Origin of the sequence: Pseudomonas emilianonis (genome assembly GCF_023072625.1) — a bacterium.
Lineage (GTDB): Bacteria > Pseudomonadota > Gammaproteobacteria > Pseudomonadales > Pseudomonadaceae > Aquipseudomonas > Aquipseudomonas paraveronii.
Genome location: NZ_JAKNRV010000181.1, coordinates 1 through 10,327, shown reverse-complemented (window position 1 = coordinate 10,327; position 10,327 = coordinate 1). Strand labels below are relative to the sequence as shown.

Genomic DNA, 10,327 nt, shown 5'->3' with positions numbered 1-10,327 from the left:
CCCGCGCCCCAGCAACTGAGCCAATTGCTGAGCCTGGCGCGGGACGCGGGCTTGCTGCTGATGCCCAGCGGCAAGTCGCGGCACATCATCCGTTTACTGGCGCCGCTGACCACTGAGCCAGCGGTGTTGGAAGAAGGCCTGGACATCCTCCAGGCGTGCCTCAAGCAACTGGGCTAATAACGCGCATCCAGCGGCTTGCCGCCGTTGGGCCAGTCTTTGACCTTGTCCGGGAAATCCGGGCGAGGTTGCCCCGAGAAATACGCCGCGACGTCCACCGCTTCCTGGTCGGACAAACCACCCTGGCCCAACGGGAATTGCTCGTGGAAGCCGATCGGCATGTTGCGTTTGACGAACGCCGCCGCCGTGTAGGTGCGCGCCATGCCGGCACCGATATTGAACGACTGGTCGCCCCACAGTGGCGGGTACACCCGCTCGTCGCCAACGCCACCGACTGACCGTTGATAAGGAACCGCTTGAATACATGTACGCATTTCTGTACGCTTCGTACCATCAAGCGAGGACATACCCATGGAAACAATCAACTATACCAATGCCCGTGCCCATCTCTCCGAGACAATGGATCGGGTTAATGAAGATCACATCCCGTTGCTGCTCACCCGGCAAAAAGGTGAGCCCGTGGTGATGATCTCGCTATCGGAATTCAATGCCCTTGAAGAAACGGCCTACCTGCTGCGCTCGCCAAAAAATGCTGAACGCCTGATCAACTCGGTCAACAGCTTGAGAGCGGGCAAAGCCAAAGCGAGGCGGCTGATTGAGGAATGAAAATACTTTTCACCCCTGAGGGCTGGGACGACTATCTCTGGTTTCAGCAAAACGACAAAGCCGGACTCAAACGTATCAATCTGCTGATCAAGGCGATACAAAGAGACCCATTTGACGGCGTGGGCAAACCCGAACCACTCAAACACAACCTCAGTGGCTTCTGGTCTCGGCGAATCACCGCCGAACATCGCTTGGTCTATGGCATCGAGGAGGATGAGGTTCAGGTCTTGATGTGTCGTTATCACTATTAACGGGAATTACCTGCTGAAGCCGACTGCCCTGATCCGCGCCTGAAAACATCCGACGCTTTTCTGCAAGGAAGCACACCATGCTCGACATCCTCCAAGGCACGCCCGTTTGGGTATACGCCGTTTACCTGTGGATTTGTTACTACGGGATCAAGGCCTGCCTGGGTGGCCGCGAGAATCGGCGGTCATTGATGATCCTGCCGGCGGTGCTGGTGGTGTGGTCGCTGATATCGCTGGCACCGTCGATGCTGTCGAGCGGTGCCTGGGTGGGCGGCGCGGTCATCGGCAGTCTGCTGGGCATGCTGTTGTTTAATGCCAACGGCGCCCGACTGGAAACCGATGGCGACACGCTGATGCTGCCGGGCACGTGGAAAACCCTGTTGATCTCGCAGCTGTTCTTCGCGGTGAAGTATTACTTCGGTTACCAGCAGGCCGTGCATCCGCTGTTGCTGAGCACGCCATCGATGCTGGCAGCAGTCGGTGGCGCATCCGGTTTGACCGTAGGTCTGTTTTGCGGGCGGGCAATCACGCTGCAGCGGGCGCTGGCTGCCTTGCGCCGCAATAAGGGCATTGTGCTGCCTTGACCTGCCCCCCCTCCCCGCCGAAAATGCGCGACGCTTTTTTGTCCCTGTTTACTGAAGTAGTGAAATTTCAATGTCCGATTCCAACACCGCAGAATCCGCCGAAGAATCCGTAGTCGCCTTGCAATCCAAAGCTGAATACGAAAACGCCATCAATCTTTCACAGCATGTGCCAGCGGCCAAGATCATCAGCGAGATGGTGCTGGACGCGTTCCATACCTCCAAGGAAAGCGACCAGATCCGCGAACTGCGTGTGGCCATCCGCGAGGCCCAAGACGCCTTCGATGACGATAAGGCCTACGACCTGATGGGCCAGCTCAAGCAGCTCAAGGACGCCGAAGCCGCCGACAATATTGCCCTGGAAGACCTCAGCAGCAAGTTCTCCATCAGCCGCATCCTGTCCAGCTTCAAGGACGACCCGCAGTTTCAGGAACTGGTCTATGGCCTGGCCCTCAAGGTGCTGAACCAGTCCCACCAGGCCATCAGCAACCCAAGCGCCGGCAAGGGCAAGGCCGCTCGACCGAAGAAAGAAGCCGAAGTGTTTGTGATCAGCAAGGACGGCATCAGCGTCACCCTGCCGCTGCGCACACCGCGCTCCAAGCTCAACGTCGACCGTGAAGCGTTCGAGTTCCTGGGTTTCAGCTTTGTCGGTGACGGCGATGACGCCGAGTTGGAGGTTGAGAGCTTTGTGGATAACGCAGGCGCTGAACAGCCACTGAGCCGTAAGAGCGTGATCACGGCGTTGCAGCAGCAGACGGCGTTTGATGGGTACAGCATCGCGCAGCAGTAGTACCACTAGTACCGCTGAACCCAATGTGGGAGGGCGGTGCGCTGGAACTGCGCCCAAGAAAAAGCCCCGCGCTTCTCACGAAGGCGGGGCTTGTTCACAGCTTGGAACCACTCAGGGAGCGTAGGTCAACAACAGCTCTTTGGGCACTTGGAAATCCAGGGACATCATCACGCTGAGCGCGGTGATGGTGAAGATCGAGAACACGAACAGCTTGCGCGCCCAGACGGTGTCGTCCACCGCCTTGTAGCCGGTCCAGGCCATGTACAACCAGTACATGCCCATGGCGGCGGCGACGGCAAGGTAGCTCATGCCGGCGTAGCCACTGAAGGTCAACATCAAGGTCGCCACGAGGAAGGCCAGGATGTACAGCAGGATGTGTTTCTTGGCCACCTGGATGCCACGCTTGACCGGCAGAACCGGAATCGACGCAGCCAGGTAGTCGTTGAAACGGAAGATCGCGATGGCATAGGAATGCGGCATCTGCCACAGGCTGAACATCACCAGCAGCACCAGCGCGGCCATGTCGAAGCTATTGGTCACAGCCACATAACCAATCACCGGCGGCATCGCCCCCGACAGACTGCCCACCAGCGTGCCGTGAACCGACTTGCGCTTGAGGTACAGGCTGTAGAAGCCGACGTAGATGACAAAGCCGATCACGGCAAACAGCGCCGCCAACGGATTGGCCACCTTGTACAACAACACCACGCCGGCAACACCCAGGACGGTCGCGAACAGCAGTGCCAGTTTCAGGGAGATAAGGCCCTGGACCAGCACGCGATTCTTGGTGCGTTCCATCTTGATATCAATGTCGCGGTCGATGCAGTTGTTGAAGACACAACCGGAAGCTACCACCAGGGACGTGCCGATCATTGCTGCCAGGAAGATGGCCAGATCGACATGTCCCTTGGAGGCCAGGAAGAAGCCGCCTGCCACAGAAAGCACGTTACCGAAAATGATCCCCGGTTTGGTGATTTGGATAAAGTGCTTAAGCGACATCGGGTCTTACCTCACTTCGCCATCATGAAGGTGTGGATGCTGAACATGATCCACAGCGACAGACCAACCAGCAGAACGATCACCAGGCCTGCGAACACGAACGCAACCACGTTCTCGCGCTGAGCCTCGGAGCGGTCCAGGTGCAGGAAGTACACCAGGTGAACCAGGACCTGAATCACCGCAAACGCCAGGACGATCATCAAGGTGATCGACTTCGGCAAGGTTGGGTACATCACCAGGCCGAACGGGATCAGGGTCAGGATGACCGACAGGATGAAGCCGATAGCGTAAGTCTTTACGCTGCCGTGGCTCGCATCATGGCTGTCATGGGAGTGTGCATTAGCCATTACAGAGTCCCCATCAAGTAGACGACGGTGAATACGCAGATCCAGACCACGTCCAGGAAGTGCCAGAACAGGCTCAGGCAGTTCAGGCGAGTCTTATTGGTGTTGGTCAGGCCGTGTTTATTGACCTGATACATCATCACCGCCATCCAGATCAGGCCAGCCGTCACGTGCAGACCGTGGGTCCCCACCAGCGTGAAGAACGCCGACAGGAAGCCGCTGCGGTGCGGGCCGAAGCCTTCGGAGATCAGCAGGTGGAACTCGTTGATCTCCATGCCGATGAAGCCCAGGCCGAACAGGAAGGTCAGACCCAACCAGGTCAGTACGCCCTGCTTGTTGCCCTTGTAGAAGGACAACATGGCGAAGCCGTAGGTGATCGAACTGAACAACAGCAAGGCGGTTTCGCCGAGCACGTAAGGCAGTTCGAAGATGTCGTGGCCCGCCGGGCCACCCGCTACGTTGTTTACCAGTACCGCGTACACCGCGAAGATCGACGCAAACAAGATGCAGTCGGTCATCAGGTAGAGCCAGAAACCGAAAACGGTTACCGGGCCCGAGTCGTGGTGATGGTCATCGTGCCCATGGTCATCGACATGGGCGTGTCCAGCATTGGTCACTAAGTTCGACATGGTTTAAGCCTGTTCCAACGAGGTTTCTACACGGTTGGCCGGGATCTTCTTCTCGGCCACCAGGCGAGCGTGCTGCTCGGCTTCGATGCGCTCGATCGTTTCGACCGGCACCATGTAGCCTTGATCATCACGTGCAGCGTGGACAATGAAGTAGCCGATGGTGCCCACCAGGCTCACGATTGCCAGCCACCAGATGTGCCAGATCATCGCGAAACCGAACACGGTCAACAGCGCACCGATCACCACACCAGTGGCGGTGTTGTTTGGCATGTGGATCGGTTCGTAGTGCTTAGGCTGCTGGTACGCAGTACCGTTTTCCTTGGCTTCGGTGAACGCATCGATGGTGTTCGCAGTAGGAATCACGGCGAAGTTGTAGAACGGAGGTGGCGACGAAGTCGACCATTCCAGGGTGTGGCCGTTCCATGGGTCGCCCGACTCGCACATGTTCTGCTTGCGATCACGCACGCTGACATACAGCTGGATCAACTGGCAGGCGATACCCACAGCGATCATTACAGCACCGACCATGGCGACGTACAGGTACGGCACCCACTCAGGGTTGGTAGTAGCGTTCAGACGACGGGTCATGCCCATGAAGCCCAGTGCATAGAGCGGCATGAACGCGACGAAGAAGCCCGAGATCCAGAACCAGAACGCTGCCTTGCCCCAGCCTTCGTGCAGCTTGAAGCCGAACGCTTTCGGGAAGAAGTAGCTGAAACCAGCGATGTAACCGAATACCGCACCGCCGATGATCACGTTGTGGAAGTGAGCGATCACGAACAGGCTGTTGTGCAGCACGAAGTCAGCACCCGGGATGGCCAGCAGTACGCCGGTCATGCCGCCGATGGCGAAGGTCACCATGAAGCCCAGGGTCCACAGAACCTGGCTGGTCATACGCAGACGACCGTGATAGATGGTGAATAGCCAGTTGAATAGCTTCACCCCCGTCGGGATCGAAATCAGCATCGTCGCCAGGCCGAAGAAGGCGTTGACGCTGGCCCCCGAACCCATGGTGAAGAAGTGGTGCAGCCAAACCATGAAGCCCAGTACCGAGATCGCGCCGGAAGCGTAGACCATCGAGTGGTGACCGAACAGGCGCTTGCCGGTAAAGGTCGAGATCACTTCGGAGAAGATACCGAACGCTGGCAGGATCAGGATGTACACCTCAGGGTGACCCCATGCCCAGAACAGGTTCACGTACATCATTGGATTGCCACCAAGTTCGTTGGTGAAAATGTGGAAATCCAGGTAACGGTCAAGCGACAGCAGTGCCAGGGTAGCGGTGAGGATCGGGAACGAAGCCACGATCAGCACGTTGGCCCAGGTGCAGGTCCAGGTGAAGATCGGCATGTCCATCATCTTCATGCCAGGCGCGCGCATTTTCAGCACGGTGGCCAGGAAGTTGACCCCCGTCAGCGTCGTCCCGAGCCCTGATAGCTGTAGCGCCCAGATGTAGTAGTCCACACCCACGCCCGGACTGTACGCCAGGCCCGACAGCGGCGGATAAGCAACCCAACCGGTCTTGGCGAATTCGCCGACGCCCAGGGACACGTTGACCAGCACAACGCCGGATACCAGCAGCCAGAAGCTCAGGGAGTTCAGGAACGGGTAGGCAACGTCACGGGCACCGATCTGCAGCGGCACTGCAAGGTTCATCAGGCCGGTGAAGAAAGGCATCGCCATGAAGATGATCATGATCACACCGTGAGCGGTGAAGATCTGGTCATAGTGTTCAGGCGGCAGGTAGCCCGGCGAACCCTCGGTGGCCATGGCCAACTGGGTACGCATCATGATGGCGTCGGCAAAACCACGCAGCAGCATGACCATGGCAACGATGATGTACATCACACCGATTTTCTTGTGGTCGACCGACGTCAGCCACTCGGTCCACAGGTAGGTCCACTTCTTGAAGTAAGTGATACCTGCAAACAGTGCCAGACCACCCAGCGCGATCATGGCGATGGTCACCATCACGATCGGCTCGTGGAACGGGACCGCATCCCAACTTAATTTACCAAACATCGTTTACTCCTCTGCCCCAGCAGTTGAATGCGAGCCCGTGTCAGAACCTTCAACCGCAGCCACTTCTTTCTTCTCGTGCTTGACCGGCTTGCCTGGTTTCATGCCTTCGTACTTGTCGACGATCTTCTGAAACAGGTCCGGCGTGTACGCGGAGTACGAAGCGGCAGGGTTGTTCTGGCTTGGTTTGGCAAGGGCTTCGTATTCAGCTTGATCAAGCTGTTTAGGTGCGGCCTTGACTTCGGCTACCCAGGCGTCGAATTCTTCCTGGCTCGTCGAGATCGCTTTGAATTTCATGCCGGTGAAGCCAGCGCCGCTATAGTTGGCGGAGATGCCGTCCATTTCAGCTTTCTGGTTGGCAATCAGGTGCAGCTTGGTCTGCATGCCGGCCATCGCATAGATCTGGCCACCCAGGCCTGGAATGAAGAACGAGTTCATCACAGTGTCGGAGGTGATCTTGAAGTTAACCGGGGTATGTTCCGGGAACACGATCTTGTTGACGGTGGCGATACCCAGGTCCGGGTAGATGAACAGCCACTTCCAGTCCAGCGCGACCACTTCGATATTGATCGGCTTGGCGTCGGACTCGATCGGACGGTACGGGTCCAGCGCGTGGGTGGACTTGTAGGTCACATAACCCAGGGCAATGATGATGAGGATCGGAACCAGCCACACCGCGATTTCAATCTTGGTGGAGTGCGACCACTTCGGCGCGTAAGTCGCGTTGGTGTTCGACGCGCGGTATTTCCAGGCGAAGGCGAAGGTCATGATGATCACAGGAACCACTACCAGCAACATCAGCAGGGTGGCGGTGATGATCAGGTTGCGTTCATCCAGACCGACCTGTCCTTTGGGGTCGAGCAAGGCCCACTTGCAGCCTCCCAGCATTAACATCATGCCAAGCAGCGGCAAAAAGCCTAGTAATCGGGGGTACCTGTTTTTACTCATCTCACGACCTCTAAAGCAGCTTGCGCAATGCAGTTGGGTTTTGATCGCCAACACTTCACCCTGCCAAGGGTTGGCATTTCTCTTCGATTGAATAAGAGCCTGCCCGAGCGCCCTGATTGGACGGTTCACGGACCTGCGGTGAGTTCTTATTCGATTTCGTGGTTAAAGGCCTTGTTACAGACCAATTCCATTTGGTGCGGATAGTTGAAAGGCTGCCGGAACCTGGGGTCGCACAGAGCCATCCATCTGCCCCTCGACCGCTCCAATGCTCAAAAGATTGAACAGCACCGGACATTCAGTGCGGGCGATTGTAGTTAGCTAGCGATGTATAAACCATGTCTTATAAAGAAATAATTTTTATCGATTCCAGCAATAATCCTTCACCTATTTTGCAAAAGTTCGCGATCTTATCGCGTTAGATTCTCAACAAAAACCACAAAAATTGCCGTGTTATAGGGCAAACTGCCACACCCCTTACACCCTGTAAGGGCCTGAAAAAACGATGCAAGCCCCCATAAAACAAGGCATTAACAGATCACCGAAAGCCTCGAAACGCGCGGCATTCGCGGTGTCGCTCAAACGATGAACTGACAGCACAGATTGACGACGCGGGGCAAATTCAAGCGGCGGTTCGGCGGCTCAGAAACGTCCTGCGACAGCGTCTGTGTGACAACATGTCGCACACTGCACACCGTCAAAATTGTCCCGCGTCACTGTCCCTTCATTAATCCCTACAAACAAAAACGCCCCGGCTTTCCCTTGAGAAGGACCGGGGCGTTTCAGTAAACGGCTCAGGCTTTGCGTTGGCGATTGCGATAGATGCCCAGGGGCACCAGGATCACCGTCAGCACGAACGCCACCAGCGCCCATTGCGCCAGTGACAGGCCGAGCACCGGCGGGTACGGCGTGCTGCAGAAGCCATCGACCTGGAAGACCAGTGGAAACACCTTCGCCAGGGGCAGGCCGTCAACGATCGGTTGCAGCACATCCACGCCGCAACTGACCTCGGGGAAGAACTGGGTGTACACATGGTGGCCGGCAGCAGCCACGCCCCCCAGGGCACTGAGTACCACCAACCCTTCAAACAGCGTGATCGCGCCTTTGCTGCGCATGGCCGCACCGATAAACGCAAAGACCGCAATCAACAGCAAGGCGTAGCGTTGCAGGATACACAGCGGGCACGGCGCCTCGCCCAACACCACTTGCATGTACAGCGCACCGCCGATCAGCGCCAGGCAGATGATGCCCAGCAACACCAGAAAGCGCCGTTCCCTGCCTAAACGCAATTCGTCACTCATCTCCGTATCCCTTTGTTTGATTGTGCCAATGGCCGCAAGTTTACACACAGAGAGTGGTTTAAACAGAGAGGGGTTAACAGGGGGTTAACAGGGGATTAATCGGGGGGAATGGAGCACTAAATGTGGGAGGGGGCTTGCTCCCGATAGCAGTGTGTCAGCTACAGATAAGCTGACTGATCCACCGCTATCGGGGGCAAGCCCCCTCCCACAGTTTGAACAGTTTGAACCTTTAGGTGGTTATTCCAGGGCGGCGGCCGGGCCGAAGAATTCGTAGCGGCTTTGTTTTTCGGGTACGCCCAAGGCTTTGAGGTGGCGCTTGATCGCGGCCATGAAGCCTTTAGGGCCGAGGAAGTAAGCATCCAGGTCGCGCTGCTCGGGCAACCACGCCGCGAGTTGTTCCTGGCTCAGTAGCCCCACGGTGTCGCCTGCCGGGCTCACGCCATCGTCCTCGTCATAGCAGTAGAAGCGCTTGAGTTGCGGATGCTTGGCCGCCAGGGCATCGACCCACTCCCGAAACGCATGCACCCCGCCATTACGCGCGCAGTGGATAAAGTGCACCGGGCGCTGGGTAGCCAGGGCCGCTTCGAGCATCGGCAGCGTTGGCGTAATGCCCACTCCGCCACTGATCAGCACCAGCGGTTTATCGCTGGCCGCCAGGGTAAACTCGCCCGCTGGCGGGAACAGGTCGATCGTCGCGCCGACCTGCAGTTGATCATGCAGGTAGTTGGACACCCGCCCACCGGCTTCGCGCTTGACGCTGATGCGGTATTGGCCGGCATCGCTGAGGGCCGACAAGGAATAGTTGCGGCGCACTTCTTCGCCATCGAGCACCAGCGTCATACCAATGTATTGACCGGGCGCAGCAGCGAGGATCGGGGCGTTGTCCACCGAGGCGAAATAGAAGGAAGTGATTTCGGCACTTTCCTCCACGCGGTTGACCAGCTTGAACGGCCGCGCACCCCGCCAGCCGCCCGGCGCCTGGGCCTTCTCGTCATAGATCGCGGCTTCGGCGCCGATCAGGATATCCGCCAACTGGCCGTAGGCCGCGCCCCAGGCACTCATCACCTCGGGGGTGGCAATCTCGCTGCCCAGCACTTCGGAAATCGCACGCAACAGGCAGGCACCCACGATCGGGTAATGTTCCGGCAGGATCTGCAAGGCCACGTGTTTGTTGATGATCTTCGCCACCAGGTCACCCAGTTGATCCAACTGGTCGATATGCCGCGCATACATCAATACGCCATTCGCCAGGGCGCGGGGCTGGTCGCCGCTGGCCTGGTGCGCCTGGTTGAACAGCGGGCGGACCTCCGGGTATTCGGAGAGCATCATGCGGTAGAAATGGGTGATCAGCGCTTCGCCGCCGCTTTCCAGCAGGGGCACGGTGGATTTGACGATGGCACGGTCTTGGGCACTAAGCATGGAGCCTCCTGGGCTTCTTTACTGATTGCCTTGAGGTAATCAGCATTCATGCCAACTAATAAATCGTTGAATTTCAACCAGTTAAATTAAACATAGTCAGTATGACTCCTACGCAATATAGTCATAAGGACTACAAGGAGTCATTATGACTGCGCAATCGCTGCTCACCACCCTGCTCCCCCTGGTCGCCGACCTGTCCCGTGAACTGCCCGAAGGCGAGCGTTACCGCCGCCTGCTGCACGCCATGCGCGCCCTGCTGCCGTGCGACG

The 10,327-nt window shown here is 57.6% G+C and carries 11 protein-coding genes and 3 pseudogenes; 6 read left to right on the top strand and 8 right to left on the bottom strand.

Annotation, left to right across the window (positions count from 1 at the left end; translation table 11 throughout):
- Positions 1-177, top strand: a pseudogene (locus L9Z73_RS17985) (aspartate aminotransferase family protein); the annotation flags it as partial.
- On the opposite strand, the pseudogene L9Z73_RS17980 reads toward L9Z73_RS17985, so the two are convergent.
- Positions 174-434 (bottom strand): annotated as a pseudogene (locus L9Z73_RS17980) (c-type cytochrome); the annotation flags it as partial. The pseudogenes L9Z73_RS17985 and L9Z73_RS17980 sit on opposite strands and share 4 nt — an antisense overlap.
- 94 nt (positions 435-528) lie before the next feature.
- Between L9Z73_RS17980 and L9Z73_RS17975 the strand changes: the two are divergent.
- The 4 genes from L9Z73_RS17975 (at position 529) to L9Z73_RS17960 (ending at position 2,402) form a co-directional block, all read left to right on the top strand.
- Positions 529-783: a type II toxin-antitoxin system prevent-host-death family antitoxin gene (locus L9Z73_RS17975; protein ID WP_247403583.1), complete on the top strand. Its 255-nt coding sequence runs from the start codon at positions 529-531 to the stop codon at positions 781-783.
- Positions 780-1,034 carry a Txe/YoeB family addiction module toxin gene (locus L9Z73_RS17970; protein ID WP_247403580.1) on the top strand — a complete coding sequence of 85 codons (255 nt, stop codon included), beginning with the start codon at positions 780-782 and terminating at the stop codon, positions 1,032-1,034. Before L9Z73_RS17975 ends, L9Z73_RS17970 begins: the two co-directional genes overlap by 4 nt.
- Positions 1,035-1,111: 77 nt before the next feature.
- Positions 1,112-1,615 (top strand): hypothetical protein, encoded by a 504-nt coding sequence (locus tag L9Z73_RS17965; protein ID WP_247403577.1) that lies wholly within the window; start codon positions 1,112-1,114, stop codon positions 1,613-1,615.
- Positions 1,616-1,685: 70 nt separating this feature from the next.
- On the top strand, positions 1,686-2,402 hold the full coding sequence (locus L9Z73_RS17960; RefSeq protein ID WP_247403575.1) for a hypothetical protein: 717 nt from the start codon (positions 1,686-1,688) through the stop codon (positions 2,400-2,402).
- A 111-nt stretch (positions 2,403-2,513) separates the two neighbouring features.
- On the opposite strand, the gene cyoE is transcribed toward L9Z73_RS17960, so the two are convergent.
- Genes cyoE through cyoA form a run of 5 tightly spaced genes read right to left on the bottom strand, consistent with a single transcriptional unit; the run spans position 2,514 to position 7,341 of the window.
- Positions 2,514-3,401: a heme o synthase gene (gene cyoE / locus L9Z73_RS17955; RefSeq protein ID WP_247403572.1), complete on the bottom strand. Its 888-nt coding sequence runs from the start codon at positions 3,399-3,401 to the stop codon at positions 2,514-2,516.
- A gap of 11 nt (positions 3,402-3,412) precedes the next feature.
- A complete protein-coding gene (cyoD, locus tag L9Z73_RS17950) occupies positions 3,413-3,748 on the bottom strand; it encodes a cytochrome o ubiquinol oxidase subunit IV (RefSeq protein ID WP_247403570.1) in 336 nt (111 codons plus the stop codon).
- The gene (locus L9Z73_RS17945; RefSeq protein ID WP_247403567.1) at positions 3,748-4,374 is read right to left on the bottom strand and encodes a cytochrome o ubiquinol oxidase subunit III; all 627 of its coding nucleotides are present in this window, start codon (positions 4,372-4,374) and stop codon (positions 3,748-3,750) included. The genes cyoD and L9Z73_RS17945 overlap by 1 nt, the downstream gene beginning before the upstream one ends.
- Positions 4,375-4,377: 3 nt before the next feature.
- A complete protein-coding gene (gene cyoB, locus L9Z73_RS17940; protein ID WP_247403564.1) occupies positions 4,378-6,396 on the bottom strand; it encodes a cytochrome o ubiquinol oxidase subunit I in 2,019 nt (672 codons plus the stop codon).
- 3 nt (positions 6,397-6,399) lie between these two features.
- On the bottom strand, positions 6,400-7,341 hold the full coding sequence (cyoA, locus tag L9Z73_RS17935; protein WP_247403561.1) for a ubiquinol oxidase subunit II: 942 nt from the start codon (positions 7,339-7,341) through the stop codon (positions 6,400-6,402).
- 27 nt (positions 7,342-7,368) lie between these two features.
- Between cyoA and L9Z73_RS31320 the strand changes: the two are divergent.
- Positions 7,369-7,622, top strand: a pseudogene (locus L9Z73_RS31320) (hypothetical protein).
- Positions 7,623-8,132: 510 nt separating this feature from the next.
- Here L9Z73_RS31320 and L9Z73_RS17930 read toward each other — a convergent pair.
- Entirely contained in the window at positions 8,133-8,639 is a 507-nt protein-coding gene (locus tag L9Z73_RS17930) for a disulfide bond formation protein B (RefSeq protein ID WP_247403557.1), read from the bottom strand.
- Positions 8,640-8,876: 237 nt separating this feature from the next.
- On the bottom strand, positions 8,877-10,058 hold the full coding sequence (hmpA, locus tag L9Z73_RS17925; RefSeq protein WP_247403554.1) for an NO-inducible flavohemoprotein: 1,182 nt from the start codon (positions 10,056-10,058) through the stop codon (positions 8,877-8,879).
- Positions 10,059-10,327 lie beyond the last annotated feature (269 nt).

Bases quoted from the DNA above. Each gene is read 5' to 3' on its own strand.
- cyoE (WP_247403572.1), bottom strand. From the start codon at position 3,401: ATGTCGCTTAAGCACTTTATCCAAATCACCAAACCGGGGATCATTTTC.
- cyoB (WP_247403564.1), bottom strand. From the start codon at position 6,396: ATGTTTGGTAAATTAAGTTGGGATGCGGTCCCGTTCCACGAGCCGATC.
- L9Z73_RS17960 (WP_247403575.1), top strand. From the start codon at position 1,686: ATGTCCGATTCCAACACCGCAGAATCCGCCGAAGAATCCGTAGTCGCC.
- L9Z73_RS17975 (WP_247403583.1), top strand. From the start codon at position 529: ATGGAAACAATCAACTATACCAATGCCCGTGCCCATCTCTCCGAGACA.
- cyoA (WP_247403561.1), bottom strand. From the start codon at position 7,341: ATGAGTAAAAACAGGTACCCCCGATTACTAGGCTTTTTGCCGCTGCTT.
- cyoD (WP_247403570.1), bottom strand. From the start codon at position 3,748: ATGGCTAATGCACACTCCCATGACAGCCATGATGCGAGCCACGGCAGC.
- L9Z73_RS17965 (WP_247403577.1), top strand. From the start codon at position 1,112: ATGCTCGACATCCTCCAAGGCACGCCCGTTTGGGTATACGCCGTTTAC.
- L9Z73_RS17970 (WP_247403580.1), top strand. From the start codon at position 780: ATGAAAATACTTTTCACCCCTGAGGGCTGGGACGACTATCTCTGGTTT.
- L9Z73_RS17945 (WP_247403567.1), bottom strand. From the start codon at position 4,374: ATGTCGAACTTAGTGACCAATGCTGGACACGCCCATGTCGATGACCAT.
- L9Z73_RS17930 (WP_247403557.1), bottom strand. From the start codon at position 8,639: ATGAGTGACGAATTGCGTTTAGGCAGGGAACGGCGCTTTCTGGTGTTG.
- hmpA (WP_247403554.1), bottom strand. From the start codon at position 10,058: ATGCTTAGTGCCCAAGACCGTGCCATCGTCAAATCCACCGTGCCCCTG.